Genomic DNA, 17346 nt, shown 5'->3' with positions numbered 1-17346 from the left:
AGAAGGGGAACCACGGGAACTATGGCGACGTTTCCAGGGACTCATGGGCTACTTGGGCTAGGGACCGACCCGATGATGGAACTGAGCACAAGAGTCCCCCACGTCGACGCCGCCCGCCTCGTCCAACCGTCCTCCTCGATCAGGGCTGATCCCGTCCCCAGCAAACCGAACACCGGTCGAACACTCTTGCGTTCCGGGACCATGGCACCCGGCGACGCCCTCCGAAAACGTCTCTTCGAGGAGAGATCCATGGACAAAACCGATGAGATCCTGCATCTCAACAGGATTGGTCAGATACTTCTTGAGTTTGCCCCCGAAGGGTGGCAAAGGATCGAGTGCACTGCGGCCTTCATTGATCACTTCGGAGAAATATGGAATTACGCCATAACGCCAAATGGCTCCAAAGACCATTTTTGGATCTCAGCTAAACTCAGCATGCAGTTTGAATCCTTGCGAAATGCCATGTGCAGACCAGACAAGGGAACATGGTTTTCAGCCACCTATCATATCACCCCACCGGCTTCCTACTCTACCGATTTCAATTATGACCAGGAGGCCCTGACCGAGCCTCCAATGCCAAGCCCCATAGACTATTACAACGACCTTCAACGATTTCCTCGGGACCCCGAGCACATCCCCGACTGGCTCCGGGAAAAGCTCCGCGAAGCCGAGCAGGACTGATCCTCGCCCGTATCCGGGAGGGCCTATCGGTGGCTCGAACGCGGGCGCACCGGGTGACGCGGGGCGGCGTACGGGTGGGGTCTTCCGTTGAGGAAGGCATCAGCGTAGGCGTCGGCCGCGAGGGGACCTCGGGTGGGTCTCCGGGGCATGGGCCGGGGAACGGGCTGAGGCCAGAGCGGTTCGTTCGGGCTTCCCGGCGCGTGGTTGGGCGCGGTGGGCTGACGGGGCCCGGGCCGGGTGACCGCGTACGGGGCCGCCGGGATGCCGAAGGCAACTCCCGGCACGAACCCTCCGTGCACGTGGTCGTTCATCGCATGCCTCCCCGTTCGGTCCGGCCTCGTGCGCGAGCACCCGTCAAGGAAAGCACGCGCCCTACCGCCTTCACCAGACACGGGGGTGAAGTCAGTCGGGCGGGTCGCCCAGCCCGAAGTGGGCCAGCGCGGGCTCCAAACCCTCGACCTCGACCGGGACCGTCCGGTGCTTCTCCCAGTCCTGCCTGGTCAACCGGTACCGCAGTTCCCGGACCCGCTCACCGCGCACCTGGACGTAGTGGACGCCGTCCGGCCGATACCCCAGCTTTCGGGTGACGCCCTGGGACGCCAGGGACGTCTCGAACATGCCCGTGGTCGCGTCCAGCGCGTCGAGCCCCTCGAACGCCAGGTGCAGGACGGCGGCGCGCATCTCGGTACCGATCCCACGGCCCTGCGCGCTCCGGGTCAGCCACGAACCGGTGCCCACCTGGCGCAGGGTCGCGAAGTCCCTGGCCCTCATGTCCTGGATACCGACCACCCGGCCCTCGAACTCGACGATCCCGTTGAAGCACCACGACTCGGGTGTCCAGGACCCCAGGGTCCGCCAGTTGTGCTGGATCACGCCCTGGGCCAACCGCTTCGGAGGCTGGTCGGTCCAGGGGAAGATGAACGGCATGGTGTCCGGGTCGTGCACACCGGCCACGGCGGCCTCGGCCAGCGCCACGAGGTCGGAGTCGGTCGGCATCCGCAAGGTGAGTCGGGGCGTGGTCAGGCGTATCCCCATCGGGGGAAAGTGGTCGGCGATCATGTCCGGAATTCTGCTGCCGCCGACACACTCTGTCACCTGGTTTTGTCCGCTCAGCGCAAGAGTTCGGCGACGAGCTCCGCCAGCGCCTCGGCGGCCGTTTCCGGGGCGGCCGTCGCGTCTTGGACCTGCCACCCGCGCATGCCGGCCAGATGCGCCGGATGGGCGTAGGCGGGGTCGGTCAGCAGGTATCCACAGGGCGCGTCCGGCCAATCCGGGACGGTGGGCAGGTGCTCGCTCCGATAGGTGCCGGGTTCCTCGTCCGGGACGGGCAGGTCGGCCAGCCCCTGGGTACGCGCGATCTCCGCGCGTGTGGGGCTTCCGGGGCGTGGCAGTGGAGCGTCCACCAGCACGTAGCCCAGGACCGGACGGTGGGCTGCGCGCTGGGCGGCCCCCACCGCACCGAGTAGTGGACCCGTGTCGCCCTGGGCCACCAGGACGATGGGCGCTTCCGTGGCGACCAGGCGGTTGATCTCCAGGCTGGCGAGGGCCACGTAGCGGGCGCCGTGCGGTGGGGCGTCGTCGCCGATCACCTCCGGCAGGACCGGGTGGTGTCCGGTGTCGACGAGGGCCTTCTCCGCTCCGGGCAGGATGAAGGGCACTCCGAGGGTGGGGGGCAGGAGGACGGCGATCACGCGTCGCCACTCCCGCGGGTCTCGTCCCGCACCCAGGACAGGTACTCGGGGTTTCCACCGGTGACCGGCACGGCGACGATCTCGGGCACGTCGTAGGGGTGCGCCTCCACCAGGTGGGCGACCAGGTCGTCCAGGCGGTCGGCGGTGGTCTTGATCACGACCATCCACTCCTCGTCGGATCGCACCGCGTTCTCCCAGCGGTAGAAACTACGGATGGGTCCACCCACCTGCGCGCACGCCGCCAGGTGGTGTTCGACGACCGAACCGGCCAACCGTTCGGCCCCCTCTCGAGCATCGACGGTGGTCTCCACCCTCACGACGTCCGTACTCTCGGACAAGGTCGCCTCCTTCGAGGTGGGATACCGGTTCCGCGGGCCCCCACCGGGTGTTCTAGGCTCACTGATCATGAGCGAACGTGATGAACTCCTGCGCCAGATCAACGATAAGGCGGTCGTGCGCGGCAAGGTGACCCTCTCCTCCGGTAAGGAGGCCGACTACTACGTCGACCTGCGCCGGATCACCCTGGACGGGGAGGCCGCGCCGCTTGTCGGTTCGGTCCTGCTGGACACCGTCGCGGACCTGGAGTTCGACGCGGTGGGCGGTCTGACCCTGGGCGCGGATCCGGTGGCCACCGCCATGGTGCACGCCGCGCACGCGCGGGGGCGCAGGCTGGACGCCTTCGTGGTGCGCAAGGCGGGCAAGGCACATGGTCTACAGCGTCGGATCGAGGGCCCCGACGTCGCGGGGCGTCGAGTGCTGGCGTTGGAGGACACCTCCACGACCGGCGGTTCGGTGCTGACCGCGGTGGAGGCCTTGCGGGAGGCCGGGGCCGAGGTGGTGGCGGTCGCGCTGATCGTGGACCGTGGCGCGCGTGCCCGCCTGGAGGAGGAGGGTCTGGAGTACCGGCCCGTCTTCGAGGTGTCCGACCTGGACGTGTGACCTCGGCGGGCGGGGTCTCGACCGGCCCCGCCCCGGAGCCCTCGAAGGGATCGCGTGCTCGGGGCTCAGGGTATCGGGGGTCTGGGGGCGAATCAGGGGGTCAGGGTGAAGCTGTGGTCGGGGTCCTTGTCGGAGACGTCCTGTTCGACGCCGTTGACGTAGACCTCGACGGCGCTCGGGTCTCCGATGCTGACCTCGAGGCCTTGTGCGTTCTCCGTGTAGTGCACGGAGTTGCCCTGCTGTAGTTCCTGGTCCATGAGCACGTCGCCGCCGGGTACCCGGACGAACACGTCGCTGGACTCGCCCACCACACGTATGTACAGAGCGCCCATGTCGCTGGAGTCCACCGGCTCGGCCGCGGCCTCGGAGGCGTTGGCGCTGACGCCCGCACCCGTTCCGGGCAGCGATCGGTACAAGAAGTACCCGCCGAGGGCCACAAGAGTGACCAATAGCAGGACGGCTCCGACGATGGCCATCACCTGGCCGGCGCCTCGCGGATCATTCCTATGCCTTCCCACGGCGACGAATGTAGCGCGTATCACGGCAAAAAGCGACAGCAGTCGTCTCGAAGCTCCTGCTTGCTCACATGGAACCCCAAAACGGGATGTAATCCGTACTTCCCTCACACCCCTCCTGACGAGCGCCGTTCGTCCCCCGTAAGCTGCGGGTACGCCGACGCCTCGGAGCGTTTTGGTCTAGACCTTTTCAACGGCTCCGGGGATTCGAGATACTTGTGACGACACCTGGTGGACGCCCGCACGCACGGCACGACCCATGGGCCACCCCGACGGACGGGCTTCCACCGGGCACCGCATGTGGGGTCCCGCCGGCACGCGCAGTACGGCACCGGCGGACGCTCGCTCCAGGCCGAACCAGGGAGAGTCAAGCCATGCCCATCGCCAGCCCCGAGGTCTACACCGAGATGCTGAGCCGCGCGAAGTCCGAGGGCTTCGCCTACCCGGCCATCAACGTGACCTCCAGCCAGACGCTGCACGCCGCCCTGCGCGGCTTCGCCGAGGCGGAGAGCGACGGCATCGTCCAGATTTCCACCGGAGGCGCCGAGTTCCTCTCCGGTGCCTCGGTCAAGGACATGGTCACCGGCTCGGTCGCCTTCGCCGAGTTCGCCCGCGTCGTCGCCGAGAAGTACCCGGTGAACATCGCCCTGCACACCGACCACTGCCCCAAGAACAAGCTCGACGGCTTCGTCCGTCCGCTGCTGGAGATCTCCAAGGAACGCGTGGCCAAGGGCGAAGAGCCGCTGTTCCAGTCGCACATGTGGGACGGTTCCGCGGTCGAACTGGAGGAGAACCTCCAGATCGCCGATGAGCTGCTCGCCTCCGCCAAGGAGGCCCGCATCATCCTGGAGATCGAGGTCGGGGTCGTCGGTGGTGAGGAGGACGGCATCGTCGGCGAGATCAACGAGAAGCTCTACAGCACCCCGGAGGACGCCCTGCGCACCGCCGAGGTCCTGGGCCTGGGCGAGAAGGGCTACTACATGACCGCCCTGACCTTCGGCAACGTGCACGGCGCCTACAAGCCGGGCTTCGTGAAGCTGCGCCCCGAGGTGCTGAAGAACGCCCAGGAGGCCGTCGCCGCCGCGCACGGCAAGGCCAACGCCTTCGACTTCGTGTTCCACGGTGGTTCCGGCTCCACCCTGGAGGAGATCCACGAGGCGATCGGCTACGGCGTGGTGAAGATGAACATCGACACCGACACGCAGTACGCCTACACCCGACCGGTCGTCGACCACATCATGAAGAACTACGACGGTGTGCTCAAGATCGACGGTGAGATCGGCAGCAAGAAGCTCTACGACCCCCGCGCCTACGGCAAGGTCGCCGAGGCCGGCATGGCCGAGCGCGTCGTCCAGGCGGCCCAGCACTTGAAGTCCGCCGGCAACAAGATGAAGTAGTACCCCCCACGGCGCCGCCCCGTCGGCGACCCGTACCGGTGCCCGGTGACCGACAACGGTCACCGGGCACCGGCTTTTCCGTACCGCTCCGAGACCCGGACCTGGAATTCCCGGCACGGAGAATCCGACACCGCATTTCACCGCGCATCGACACAAAAGGCACAGCGATCCGCCACTGATCCCGAACGTACGGTTACGCCCGATAGGGTTTCGGGGATTCCACCATCACGCCTCCCCTGCGCGGAATGAGGAAATGTGAAAGACAGTGACCGTGGGATACGCATCGCCGCCATCGGCGCACTCGTGATCGGTTCCGTGCTCATCGGGTCATCGGTGGCCGGAACCGCCTGGGCCTCCTCTCCGGGCGAAAGCGCGATGGAACGAACGGCGGCGGCCTGTGGCCTGGGCGCCGACAATCCCCGCGTTTCGGGTGGCACCATCTCCGGAAGCGGATCCCGGGCCGGTTGTGGTGGCACCGTGACCCTGACCGTCCAGGTACGCAAGCACCGCCCCGCCTGGCCCGACAAGGTCGTGGCCGAGACGAGCCGGACCGGATTCTCCAACGGCTCTCTCACCGCATCGGGCGGCTGCGACGGCAACGGCACCTACTTCACCGAGGCCAGGAGTTCGAGCGGCAACAAACTGTCGTCCGGAAGGGTCAACAGGTGCTGACCGGAATTCGTTTCAGGTTCCCTCTCCTCACGAATGGAAATGGACGGACCCATGCGGGTCACCCTTGAGGGACTGGACTTCGGCTATCGAGGTCGCCAGAAGGTCCTGAACGACCTGACCTGGACCCTGGAGCCCGGTGTCACCGGGCTCCTCGGACCGAACGGGGCGGGCAAGACCACCCTGCTATCGCTCATCGTGACGTTGCTCCCCGTGCGCAAGGGACACCTCTTCATCGGGGAACAGGACCTGTCCACCACGGTCGGCCGGTCCCGGGCCCGTCGAACACTGGGGTTCGTACCCCAGCGTTTCTCCCTGGCCGGTGAGCTGACCGTGGCGGACACGGTCGCGTACGCGGCATGGGTGCACGGACTGGATCGGCGCGAGTGCGGGCCGGCGGCGCTACGGGCGCTGGAGTCCGTCGACCTGTCCGCCCTCGCCGACCGACCCACACGCACCCTTTCCGGTGGTCAGCGTCAGCGCGTCGGCATCGCCGCGGCACTGGCCCACGATCCTCGGGTCCTGGTCCTGGACGAGCCCACGGCCGGGCTCGACCCCGGACAACGGCTCCGCGTGCGCGAGGTCGTCGCCGGGTTGGGCGAGGAACGGACCGTACTGGTCTCCACGCATCTCATCGAGGACGTCGCACACCTGTGCTCCCGCGTCGGGGTACTCGCGGGCGGACGGATCGAGTTCCAGGGCACCTTCCCGGAGTTGAAGGCGCTCATCGAGGACGGTTCCGGGGGAAGCCCCTACGGCTCCGAGTTCGAGCGGGCGTACGACCGGCTGATCGAGCGGGTCGGGGAGGGTCCGTGACCACGCTCCGGGGCCGGGTGAAGGCGTCCGCGCTCTTCTGGCCGCTCCCACCGCTCCTGTGCCTGGCCCCGGCCGGCCTGATCCTCGCCCTGACCCTCGCCGGGACCTGGAGCCCACTCTCCTGGAGAGCCCTGGACTGGGTGTACCTCTCCGGTCAGGTGGGGGCCCAGGCCCGGCTGCCGGTCGTGGTGGCGGCCGGGACCGCGGCCCTGGTGGCGGCCCGGTTCACCCGGGCGAGCCTGGTCTTCGCCCAACCCTGGCAGCCCCGCATGGGACGGGATGTCCCACTGCGGCACGCGCTGCCGGTCACCGGTTGGTGCCTGGGTGCCTACCTCGTGGGACTGATCCCGCTGACCGTCGCGGTCGCCACGCATGGTGCGGGCGTGGTGGACCCCATACCGGTGCTGGGCGCCCTGGCGGGTTTCGTGGCGCTCACCCTGCTCGGCTACCTGTGCGGGCTGTTCGCGCGCGGGCTGTTCGGCGTCCCCGTGGCGATCGCCACGGTCTTCGTGCTCACCGCCCTACCGATGGTCGCCGACCCCTGGACGGCGACGTCCCTCCAGCTCCCGCTCGTGCCCTTCGTGGGCATGCGGGAGAGCGTTCCGCTCGGTTCCTACCGACTGGGGTTCTTCCTTCTGACGGTGACCATCGCGGCGTGGACGGCCGCCTGGTTCCTACGTGTCCCCCGGCGGTTCTCGGTCCCGCACATGTCGGGGGTCGTGCTCCTGGCCTCGGCCGCGCTCCTGCCTCACCTGTACACGTTCCCGCTCCTGACCTACGCCCACGACGGAGACGAGGTCTGCTCGGAGCACGACGGGATCCGCTACTGCGTACACGAGGGGCACGCGGACGAACTCGCCCTGATCATCGACCTGGCCGCCCCGGTCTTCGCCGCCCATGGGCAGGCCGACGCCCTCCCGAACGAGGTTCGCGACCACGGTCTGGCCACCGGGGACAGCGAAGTACTCGACGGTCCCGCTCACGGGGTGCTCTGGATGCGCGTCCATCCAGGTTGGGATCCGTACCAACAGGTGCCCGGGGACGCGGCCGCGTGGCTGGTACCGGACCTGTTCGTGTGCGGTTCCGAGGGTGTGGCCGCCATGGACCGGAACGCGCAGGCCCGAGAACGGAGGGCGGCCGTGATAACGGGCCTTCAGTCCTGGCTCGCTTCGCGGGCGTTCGAGGGCGAGACCTCCGAGGACGGCCTGTTCGCCGACGCCGACCCCGACGAGGTCCGTGCGTGGATCGCCCGGAGCGGGGAGCGTCTGTCCGCGTGTGAGGTGGAACCGGAGGAACTGCCGTGGTGGCCATAGCGCTACGCCCTTCCCTGGTTCCGATGCTCGTCGCACTGGTCTCGGCCGTCGTGGCCACGGTGCTCGGGCTGGCCCTGACCGGGGCCGTGGTTCCGATCGCGGTGTTCGACTGGCCCAACGAGGAACAACGGATCCCCATCGCCGAACTGTTGTGCGTGTGCGCGGCCACGGCGGGCGTGCGGGCGAACCGCCCTCGTCTATGGGAGTGGGAACGTCTGGGCGGGGCCCGGACGCGGGTCAGGGCGGCCGCGGTGGCCGCGCTCGGCGTACTGCTGTCCACGACCGTGGCGCCGGCGCTGCTGTCGACCACGGCGGATGCCCAGAACTCGTGGTTACTGGTCACGAACGTCCTGCTGGCGGTCTCGGCCGTGTACCTGCTGGCGCCCTTCCTGAACGCGGTGCCCTCCGGGCTGCTCGTTCTCGCCGGGATCCTCCTGGGAGCGGCGGCCTGCAACATGGTTCCCGGCCTGTACCGGGTGAGCCCGTACGCGTACGTGGGTTCCGACGGTTGGCGGGCCCCGGACCTCCTACCCGGGGCGACCGTTCCGGCGCTGGCGGTCGGCCTCGCCTTGGCCGCGGTGGCCGCGCACGCGGTGACGCACGGCTCCACCGCTCGGGCTCGGTGGCGGGGAGCGGACTCGAACTGACCTCGATGGCAGGATGGGAGGTATGAACCTGCACCAGAACCTGCTGAACGAGCCGCCCGAGACACGTCTGGCCGAAGACACCGAAGCCCGCGACGCCCTGGCCGCGGCCGACGACCCCACCCCGGTCGCCGGCCGCTTCCCGTCCTACTCCGCCGCCTGGGCGCGCCTGGCCGAGCTGGCCCTGGCCGACGGAAGGCCGGTGGCCGCCTACGCGTACGCCCGCACCGGCTACCACCGGGGACTGGACCAGCTGCGCCGTTCCGGTTGGAAGGGGCACGGACCGATCCCGTGGGAGCACGAGCCCAACCGCGGCTTCCTGCGCGCGCTGCACTCCCTGGGCAAGGCGTCCGAGGCTATCGGCGACGCCGAGGAGGCCGAGCGCTGCTCGACCTTCCTGCGCGAGTCCAGCCCCGAGGCGGACAAGGCCCTCAACGGCTGAGGTGATCAGGGGAGGGGACCCGGTCCCTTCTCCCCCGCACCATCCGGCACCACCGAACGGTGCGTCCCAGACGCCCCGAGGCGCACCTGACCAGGATCCACTGGTCGTGTACCCTCAATACGCAACGGCCCCTGTCGCTGCCTTGCGCCAGGGGCCGATCCATGTCCGGGGTGGGAAAAGCCCTGTTCAGGTATCGAGCGAAGAGGTAGAGACCAATGCCGGCGATCACGCTCGTGGGTGCCCAGTGGGGCGACGAGGGCAAGGGCAAGGCCACCGACCTGGTCGGTGGGCAGGTGGACTATGTGGTCCGTTACCAGGGTGGCAACAACGCCGGGCACACGGTGGTCATCGGGGACCAGAAGTACGCCCTGCACCTGCTGCCCTCCGGCATCCTCTCCCCCAACGTCGTACCCGTCATCGCCAACGGCGTCGTCATCGACCCCGGGGTCCTGTTCGAGGAGCTGCGCGGCCTACAGGAGCGGAACGTGGACACGTCCCGGCTGCTCATCTCGGCCAACGCGCACCTGATCATGCCCTACCACCGGGCCCTCGACAAGGTCAGCGAGCGCTTCCTCGGCAAGGGCAAGATCGGCACCACCGGCCGCGGCATCGGCCCGGCCTACGCCGACAAGGTCTCCCGCCAGGGCGTGCGCGTCCAGGACATGTTCGACGCCAAGATCCTTCGTAAGAAGATCGAGCTCGCCCTTCACGACAAGAACCAGCTCCTCACCAAGGTGTACAACCGGCGCGCCCTCGAGGCCGAGCCGATCATCGAGGAGTACCTGGGCTACGCCGAGCAGCTGCGGCCCTACGTCGCCGACACCTCCCTGATCCTCAACAAGGCGCTGGACGAGGACAAGACCGTCTACCTCGAAGGTTCCCAGGGCACCCTCCTGGACATCGACCACGGCACCTACCCGTTCGTCACCTCCTCCTCCCCCACCGCCGGCGGTGCCGCCGCGGGCGCGGGCATCGGCCCCAACCGCATCTCCAAGGTCGTCGGCATCCTGAAGGCCTACACCACCCGGGTCGGCTCCGGCCCGTTCCCGACCGAGCTCCACGATGAGCAGGGCGAGTGGCTGCGCACCCAGGGCGGTGAATACGGCGTGACCACCGGCCGCAACCGCCGGTGCGGCTGGTTCGACGCTCCGATCGCCCGCTACGCCACCCGCGTCAACGGCGTCACCGACTTCTTCCTGACCAAGCTCGACGTCCTCACCGGCCTGGAGCGCATCCCCGTGTGCGTGGCCTACGACGTCGACGGGGTCCGCCACGACGAGATCCCGATGACGCAGACCGACTTCCACCACGCCACCCCGATCTACGAGTACTTCGACGGATGGTCCGAGGACATCACGGCCGTCCGGGAATTCGACGAACTCCCCAAGAACGCACAGTCGTACGTGCGTACTCTGGAGGAGATGGCGGGGGCACCGATCTCCGCCATCGGTGTCGGCCCCGGGCGGGACGAGACCCTCGCACTGCGCTCGCTGGTCTGATCCGGCGACCACCGTCCTTCCTCCAGACAGAAGAAGAGGCCCCCTTCAGTGAAAGCCCTCGTTCTCGGCGGCGGAGGCCGCGAACACGCACTCGTCCGTGCCCTGTCCCTTGACCCGGGCGTCACCAGCATCCACAGCGCCCCCGGCAACCCGGGCATCTCCGACCTGGCCGAGAACCACGTCATCAACGTGACCGACGGGTTGGCCGTGACCGAGCTCGCCGCGCGTATCCGCACCGAGCTGGTCGTGATCGGCCCGGAGGCCCCGCTGGTGGCGGGCGTGGCCGACGCGCTGCGCGACCGCGGCATCCCGGTGTTCGGCCCGGACAAGGAGGCCGCTCGGCTGGAGGGGTCCAAGGCCTTCGCCAAGGAGGTCATGGAGGCCGCGGGGGTGCCCACGGCCAAGGCCCGCGCGTGCCGTACCGCGGGTCAGGTCTCCGAGGCCCTCGACGAGTTCGGGGCGCCCTACGTCGTCAAGAACGACGGGCTGGCCGCCGGCAAGGGCGTCGTGGTGACCCAGGACCGTGCCCTCGCCGAACAGCACGCCCGGGAGTGCGGTCGTGTCGTCATCGAGGAGTACCTGGACGGTCCCGAGGTGTCGCTGTTCGTGCTCACCGACGGCGCGCACGCGCTGCCGCTGCTGCCGGCCCAGGACTTCAAGCGCGCCTACGACGGCGACCAGGGTCCCAACACCGGTGGAATGGGTTCCTATTCTCCCGTGCCGTGGGCGCCCGCCGGGTTGGTGGACGAGGTCATGGAGTCGGTCGTGCGGCCGACCGTGTCCGAGATGAACCGGCGCGGCCACCGCTACCAGGGGTTGCTCTACGTCGGTCTGGCCTTGACCGCTAAGGGACCACGCGTGGTGGAGTTCAACGCGCGCTTCGGCGACCCGGAGACCCAGGTCGTGCTGGACCGGCTGGCCACCCCGATCGGCGCGGTCCTACAGGCCACCGACACCGGTGGACTGGGTTCGATCGGTTCGTTGCAGTGGAAGTCGGGCGCGGCGGTCTCCGTCGTGGTCGCCGCCGAGAGCTACCCGGGCGACCCGGTCAAGGGCGACCTCATCGGTGGCCTGGAGGCCGCCAACGCCTTGGAGGGCGCCTACGTGCTGCACGCGGGCACCGCGTGGGACGGTGTGCGCGACATCAAGTCCAACGGTGGTCGAGTGCTGAACGTGGTGGGCACCGGCACGGACCTGCGTCAGGCCCGTGAGCGCGCCTACGAGGCGGCGAGCCGGATCGAGCTGCGCGGTTCCTTCTACCGTTCCGACATCGCCGAGCGCGCCGCCGCCGAACTCTGATTCGGGTTCCCGCGTGACGGGACGACGTGACGGGCCCCGGGTGATCGCCCAGGGCCCGTCTTCATGGGACACCGAGAGGCGGTACTCCCCGTGGTGGTTCGAGCGGCTCGGCGCCTTGGTCCCGAACCGCGTCGTGTCCGACACGCCGCCCGAGGCGATCTTCACCCCACCAGGACTTCCGGACGAGGTGGTGGAACGCACTCTGTCCCGTTACCTGGAGATCTACGAGCGGTTGACCGGCACGGAATCGCGCGTGTGGGCCGAAACGCGGGGGTGATTCGGCCCACGCAAGCGCCGATCGAGGTTCGGGAGCACGTATGGTGGATCGAGTTGTGCACGACGCCGAGGTAAACGGCGTCCCATACGCACGACCCCTGGTCTCTCCCTCAGGCGTAACGCCTCTTTGGGCGTTTGTGGGACTCTATCCGTGATCTGCGGGTATACCACGTGCTGGGCCGGTTCCCGCCGGCCCTTGCTATAGAGTCATCGCGAACCTACCGGTTCACTGGCCGCGCAGGTCACGCGCAAGTTGGTCGCAACGTTCCAGGGGAAACCCGCGTCTAAACCCACATAGGCGAACCCGACGAGGGTGACCTTTTTTCACATCTGCCTCACGAAGGAGCACATGAGCATGGGCCAGGAGGTTCGTTACCGCGTCCGCGGCGGACGCCCCCTCAGCGGAACGGCGTTCATCCAAGGCGCGAAGAACGCCGTCCTGCCGATGATCGGGGCCGCCCTGTTGGCGTCCAAAGGACGTACCGTTCTGAGGAACGTCCCCGTCATCGAGGACGTGTACCGCGCGCTCGAACTCGCAGAACACGTGGGCGCCAAGGTCGCGTTCCACGAGGCCGAGCGCACCGTCGTGATCGACGCGTCCGGACTCAATGACCCCGAGAAGGCGGTCCTGCCCGCCGAGATCGCGGCCCGCTTCCGTGGCTCCGTGCTCTTCGTTCCGGCCCTGATGCACCGCACCGGCAGCGCGCGCATCGAGGGCGTCGGCGGTTGCAACCTCGGCAGCCGCAACCTTGACTTCCACTACCGCGGCTTCGCGCGCCTGGGCGCCGAGGTCACCGAGGACCTCGAGCGCAACCACATCAACGTGGAGGCGAGCAAGCTCCGCGGCGGCCGGCTGTACCTGGACACTCCGTCCCACACCGGCACCGAGAACCTCATCATGGCCGCCGTGCTGGCTCCCGGCACCACCGTGATCGAGCACGCGGCCCTGGAGCCCGAGGTCCTGGACGTCATCGACTTCCTCAGCGCCATGGGCGCGAAGATCACCGGTGGCGGCACCGGTCTGATCACCGTCGAGGGTGTCAAGGAGCTCACCGCCGTCGAGCACAGCATCATGGCCGACCGCATCGACGCCGGCGTGTTCGCGATGACCGTCGCCGCCACCGGTGGCGAGGTCAGCCTGGTGGGCGCCAACCTGGACCACCTGGGTGTGGCCCGTTGGAAGCTCGAGCAGATGGGTGTGGGCTTCTCCCAGGAGGGTGCGGTCCTGCACGTCCAGAGGGACCCGTCCGTGCCGCTGCGCCCGATCAACGCGGTGACCTCGCCGTTCCCGGGCTTCGCCACGGACCTCCAGTCGCCGCTGATGGCTCTGGCCACCCTGGCCGAGGGTGAGAGCTACATCCACGAGGCCATCTACGATGGTCGCTTCGCGCTGGCGGACGAGCTCAACAAGATGGGCGCCAAGATCGAGGTCGAGGGCACCCGCGCCATCGTGCACGGTTCCACGAACCTGCGCGGCGCCGAGGTGATCGCCCACGACCTGCGGACCGGTGCGGCCCTGGTCCTCGCCGGACTGGTCGCCGAAGGTGAGACAATCGTTGCGCCTGGTTATCTGGTGGACCGCGGTCACTCTCAGTTCGCGCAGCGACTCGCCGCGCTAGGCGGAGACGTGGAGCGCGTCACCGGCTCGTAAAGAGTCGTTCGCGCAGTTCAAGCCGGGGTGGGGGGCTTCCCTCCACCCGGGCTTTCGGCGTTGATATGGAAAACGATCTTCTTTGGCCCCGCACAATGGGTACGATCTCGGCAATCATGCCGTGACAGAGATCGGGTCGGGAAACCAGTGGGCGCACATAGTGAAGAGCGTGGAATGGTAGCGGGGAGCAACCCGAGGTGAGTGCCCAGCGTACTGGCGATTTGACGATCGGCGTCATAGGACCCCATGAGGTGGTCGAACGGGTCATGCTCATGGGTCCTGGGTCAACAGGACCTCTCAACGCCAGACTCATCGCCGCCGCGTATCGAGATGAGCAAGAGGCGACGGACAAGGTCGTCAGGCTGGGGTCGGCGATCGATGCCTATCTGTTCGCCAGCCCCGTCCCCTACGAGTTCGCGAGGAAGGCGGGCGTGTTGACCATGCCCGCGACCTTCGTGCCACTCGGTGGGGCGAGCCTGCACGAGGCCTTGCTCCGAGCGACCTTGGACGACCGCTTCGACCCGACCAGAGCGAGTCTGGACGTGCTCAGCCGGGCCGACGTGGTGGAGGCCTACTCCGAGGTCGACCTGCCCGTGGACGGGATCCACGTGCACGAAGAACTGACCAACACCGCCCAGCTCACCTCGTTCCACGAGGGGCTTTGGCGGCGTAAGGCCACCCGGATGGCGATCACCTGCGTACGTGGGGTCGCCGAGCGTCTGGAGGCCATCGGGGTTCCGGTGATCCGGCTGCGTCCCACCAACGCCGGGGTGCGCAGCGCGCTGCAGACCGCCGGGTTGTTGGGCGCGCACCACCGTCTGGAAGAGGCCCAGCTGGGTGTCGTCGTGGTCGACGTGCCGACCCTGCGCGACTCCTCCCGACGGTCCACGCCGCGTTACTGGCGTGAGGAACTGCGGCTCTCCCTGCACCGACTGCTGTTGCAGGAGGCGCACCGCATCAACGCGACGGCCCACCGTCTGGACGACCACTCGTTCATGATCACGGCGACCCGTGGCTCCTTGGTCACCGCGACCGAGGGGTTCCGGCAGCCGCCGTTCGTCGAGCGGATCAAGGCGGAGCTCGGCATCGCGATCGAGGTGGGCATCGGCATGGGCCGCACCACCCAGGACGCGGAGTCGCACGCCCGCGCGGCCCTCAACCGTGCCCAGGCCTCCCGACAGAGCTTCGCGGTGGACCGTGAGGGACGATCCCTGGTCCCGGCCCAGCGCGCCCCCGCACGACACTCCTCCGAGCCCCTGCGCACCAAGGGTCGTGAGACCCTCGTGCGTCTTTCGGAGAAGATCGCCGAGGAGGACGGCCCCTTGGTCGTCGACGCGGAGAACGCCGGGCGGATGCTCGGGGTCACCTCCCGGACCGCACGCCGGTTGCTGCGCACCTTGGTGGAGGAGGGCCTGGCCTGGCCCCTGCCGCCGAACCGCACCTTGCAGCCCGGCCGTCCGCGTCAGCTCTACCGGCTGATCGTGGAGAAGCTGGACAAGGACTCGGCCGGCAAGTAGCCGCACGTGCGTTCGCACGTATCGCCAACGGGGGCGGGTTCCCTTTTCGGGAGCCCGCCCCCGTTGGCTCATGCCCTGGTGATGAGGGTTCAGCGGCGCTTGGCGTAGGAGGTGGCGACCGCCAGGAAGGTGTCGTTCTCCTCGGGCGTGCCGATGCTGACGCGAACGCCCTCCCCGTCGAAGGGCCGCACCGAGACCCCGACCTCGGCGCAGGCCGCGGCGAGGTCCAGGGTGTCCTCTTCCGCGCGCAGCCACACGAAGTTGGCCTCGGTCGGGGGCACCGTCCACCCGGAGGCCAGCAGGGCCTCACGGACGCGCTCACGCTCCTTGACGGTGGTCGCCACGCGCTCCAAGAGCTCGTCCTCCGCGTCCAGGGAGGCGACGCCCGCGGCCTGGGCCAGGTGGTTGACCGCGAAGGGCACGAGCGTCTTCTGTACCGCCGCGATCACGTGGGGGTGGCCGACGAGGAACCCGAGTCGGACGGCCGCCAGACCGTAGGCCTTGGAGAAGGTCCGCAGCACGGCGACGTTCGGCCGGTCGGCGTACAGGGCGATGCCGTCGGGGACCTCGGGGTCGCGCACGTATTCGCGGTAGGCCTCGTCCAGGACCACGAAGACGTGGTCGGGGACGCGGTCGAGGAAGTCGACGAGCTCCCGTTCCCGGACCGTGGTGCCGGTCGGGTTGTTCGGGTTGCACACCAGCACCATGCGGGTGTCGTCGGTGATGGCGGCGAGCATGGCCTCGAGGTCGTGGGCCTCGTCCTTGAGTGGCACCCGGACCGACGTGACCCCGGACAGCTCCGCCAAGAGCGGATAGGCCTCGAAGGAACGCCACGCGTAGACGACCTCCGCGCCCGGCTCTCCGACGGCTTCCAGGAGCTGCTGGAGCAACCCGACGGAACCGGCGCCCAGAGCGACGTGCTCCACCGGCACGTCGAGGTGGACGGCGAGTCGCGCGGCGAGCTCGGTCGAGCCCGGGTCCGGGTAGCGATTCAGGTCGCCGGTGGCCCGGGTGATGGCGTCACGCACGGATGGGAGCGGGCCGTAGGGGCTCTCGTTGGAGGACAGCTTCATGGAGCGTCCGTCCGGGCCGGCGACCTTGCGGCCGGGCTTGTAGGCGGGAATGGACTCCAGTACCGCCCGCAGATATGGCGATTTCGACTCCGACACCATTGTCCTTCCTCAATACTTTGTGCTAACCCCAGGACACTCTCAGCAATGAAATGTCCGGGTTGGCCACCGCTCCAAGCGGAAATATCGCATAAACCAGGAGAAACCACCATGCGTTTGCGTCAATTCACCCGCACGGCCGTGGCCGTTTCGGGGGTGGTCCTCCTGGCCGCCTGCGGCGGTCAGGAACAGGATCAGGACGACGACCCCAACGCGGAGGCCGCCGCGGCACTGCACGAGGCTCAGCCGGTGAACGTTCGGGACGCGACCCTGCTGTCCGAGAGCAGCGAGAGCGGCACCTATTCCGAGCTTGTCACAGTGCAGTACTCCGAGGAGGTACGGGCCTCCACGGAGCTGGACAAACCCGAGTGCCTGGACGCCGCCAACCGCTGGGGCGACCTGGATTCGGTACGCGACGCGCCCGCGTCCGTGGCCGCCTACGAGTGGGAGCAGGGATCGGTCTCGCACATCCTCGTCGAACTCGACGAGGAGTCCGCCACCGAGGCCTTGGGGACCCGTCCACCGGAGACCTGCTCGGAGTACACCGCCACCTACGAGGACGGCAGCAGCTCCGAATACGGGGTCGGCGACCTCGAACTCCCGGAGTTCGGTGACGAGTCCCGATCCTTCGCCATCCAGGTCACCGACGATGGCGGAGAGAACAACATGTACACCGTGATGTACCGCAACGGCGACCTTCTCGGCACCACGTCGATCATGGGACCGGGCGACCCCGAGGAGTACGAGCGAATGCTCGTGGACTTCACCGAGGCCGCCGTCGAACGTCAAGGACAGATGCTCGGCTGACCGGTACCGAGACGCGAGGTC

19 protein-coding genes are annotated in these 17346 nt (G+C 68.3%); 14 read left to right on the top strand and 5 right to left on the bottom strand.

Translation table 11 applies throughout. From position 1 onward, the window contains the following. A partial coding sequence (locus NLI01S_RS26455; RefSeq protein WP_223809281.1) for a hypothetical protein occupies positions 1-681 on the top strand: 681 nt, incomplete at its 5' end. A gap of 402 nt (positions 682-1083) precedes the next feature. On the opposite strand, the gene NLI01S_RS17080 is transcribed toward NLI01S_RS26455, so the two are convergent. Genes NLI01S_RS17080 through cutA form a run of 3 tightly spaced genes read right to left on the bottom strand, consistent with a single transcriptional unit; the run spans position 1084 to position 2710 of the window. Then, on the bottom strand, positions 1084-1740 hold the full coding sequence (locus tag NLI01S_RS17080) for a GNAT family N-acetyltransferase (RefSeq protein WP_067605694.1): 657 nt from the start codon (positions 1738-1740) through the stop codon (positions 1084-1086). A gap of 50 nt (positions 1741-1790) precedes the next feature. After that, positions 1791-2372, bottom strand: coding sequence for a hypothetical protein (locus NLI01S_RS17075; RefSeq protein WP_067605692.1), 582 nt, complete (start codon positions 2370-2372; stop codon positions 1791-1793). Next, complete coding sequence (gene cutA, locus NLI01S_RS17070; protein WP_067605689.1) at positions 2369-2710, bottom strand: divalent-cation tolerance protein CutA; 342 nt, start codon at positions 2708-2710, stop codon at positions 2369-2371. Before cutA ends, NLI01S_RS17075 begins: the two co-directional genes overlap by 4 nt. Positions 2711-2777: 67 nt before the next feature. Between cutA and pyrE the strand changes: the two genes are divergently transcribed. Next, on the top strand, positions 2778-3311 hold the full coding sequence (pyrE, locus tag NLI01S_RS17065) for an orotate phosphoribosyltransferase (protein WP_067605686.1): 534 nt from the start codon (positions 2778-2780) through the stop codon (positions 3309-3311). Between the two features lie 92 nt (positions 3312-3403). Here pyrE and NLI01S_RS17060 read toward each other — a convergent pair whose 3' ends face one another. Then, a complete protein-coding gene (locus NLI01S_RS17060; protein ID WP_067605683.1) occupies positions 3404-3787 on the bottom strand; it encodes a RodZ domain-containing protein in 384 nt (127 codons plus the stop codon). Positions 3788-4200: 413 nt separating this feature from the next. On the opposite strand from NLI01S_RS17060, the gene fbaA reads away from it, so the two are divergent. The 11 genes from fbaA (at position 4201) to NLI01S_RS17005 (ending at position 15349) form a co-directional block, all read left to right on the top strand. Next, positions 4201-5223 carry a class II fructose-bisphosphate aldolase gene (gene fbaA / locus NLI01S_RS17055; protein WP_067605680.1) on the top strand — a complete coding sequence of 341 codons (1023 nt, stop codon included), beginning with the start codon at positions 4201-4203 and terminating at the stop codon, positions 5221-5223. A gap of 255 nt (positions 5224-5478) precedes the next feature. Then, a complete protein-coding gene (locus tag NLI01S_RS17050; protein WP_067605677.1) occupies positions 5479-5895 on the top strand; it encodes a hypothetical protein in 417 nt (138 codons plus the stop codon). 51 nt (positions 5896-5946) lie between these two features. Then, positions 5947-6708 carry an ABC transporter ATP-binding protein gene (locus tag NLI01S_RS17045; protein ID WP_067605716.1) on the top strand — a complete coding sequence of 254 codons (762 nt, stop codon included), beginning with the start codon at positions 5947-5949 and terminating at the stop codon, positions 6706-6708. Continuing rightward, the gene (locus tag NLI01S_RS17040) at positions 6705-8021 is read left to right on the top strand and encodes an ABC transporter permease (RefSeq protein WP_157091062.1); all 1317 of its coding nucleotides are present in this window, start codon (positions 6705-6707) and stop codon (positions 8019-8021) included. Before NLI01S_RS17045 ends, NLI01S_RS17040 begins: the two co-directional genes overlap by 4 nt. Beyond that, positions 8009-8668 (top strand): hypothetical protein, encoded by a 660-nt coding sequence (locus tag NLI01S_RS17035; protein ID WP_223809280.1) that lies wholly within the window; start codon positions 8009-8011, stop codon positions 8666-8668. Before NLI01S_RS17040 ends, NLI01S_RS17035 begins: the two co-directional genes overlap by 13 nt. A 22-nt stretch (positions 8669-8690) precedes the next feature. Continuing rightward, positions 8691-9107 (top strand): DUF3151 domain-containing protein, encoded by a 417-nt coding sequence (locus tag NLI01S_RS17030; RefSeq protein WP_067605673.1) that lies wholly within the window; start codon positions 8691-8693, stop codon positions 9105-9107. A 215-nt stretch (positions 9108-9322) separates the two neighbouring features. Then, positions 9323-10606 carry an adenylosuccinate synthase gene (locus NLI01S_RS17025; protein ID WP_067605670.1) on the top strand — a complete coding sequence of 428 codons (1284 nt, stop codon included), beginning with the start codon at positions 9323-9325 and terminating at the stop codon, positions 10604-10606. Between the two features lie 48 nt (positions 10607-10654). After that, a complete protein-coding gene (gene purD, locus NLI01S_RS17020) occupies positions 10655-11905 on the top strand; it encodes a phosphoribosylamine--glycine ligase (RefSeq protein WP_067605667.1) in 1251 nt (416 codons plus the stop codon). A 13-nt stretch (positions 11906-11918) separates the two neighbouring features. Further along, entirely contained in the window at positions 11919-12182 is a 264-nt protein-coding gene (locus NLI01S_RS17015) for a hypothetical protein (protein ID WP_157091061.1), read from the top strand. A gap of 354 nt (positions 12183-12536) precedes the next feature. Then, positions 12537-13832, top strand: a complete 1296-nt coding sequence (gene murA / locus NLI01S_RS17010; RefSeq protein ID WP_067605661.1) for a UDP-N-acetylglucosamine 1-carboxyvinyltransferase — start codon at positions 12537-12539, stop codon at positions 13830-13832. Between the two features lie 251 nt (positions 13833-14083). After that, the gene (locus tag NLI01S_RS17005) at positions 14084-15349 is read left to right on the top strand and encodes a transcriptional regulator (RefSeq protein WP_067605658.1); all 1266 of its coding nucleotides are present in this window, start codon (positions 14084-14086) and stop codon (positions 15347-15349) included. A gap of 89 nt (positions 15350-15438) precedes the next feature. On the opposite strand, the gene hisC is transcribed toward NLI01S_RS17005, so the two are convergent. Continuing rightward, positions 15439-16521, bottom strand: a complete 1083-nt coding sequence (gene hisC, locus NLI01S_RS17000; protein WP_067605656.1) for a histidinol-phosphate transaminase — start codon at positions 16519-16521, stop codon at positions 15439-15441. Positions 16522-16629: 108 nt separating this feature from the next. Here hisC and NLI01S_RS16995 point away from each other — a divergent pair, with 108 nt between their 5' ends. Beyond that, positions 16630-17325, top strand: coding sequence for a hypothetical protein (locus tag NLI01S_RS16995; protein ID WP_067605653.1), 696 nt, complete (start codon positions 16630-16632; stop codon positions 17323-17325). The last annotated feature ends 21 nt before the right edge of the window (positions 17326-17346 follow it).

Source organism: Nocardiopsis listeri NBRC 13360 (assembly GCF_001570765.1).
In the GTDB taxonomy this organism is placed as follows: domain Bacteria; phylum Actinomycetota; class Actinomycetes; order Streptosporangiales; family Streptosporangiaceae; genus Nocardiopsis; species Nocardiopsis listeri.
This window is presented reverse-complemented; position numbering and strand designations above follow the sequence as displayed.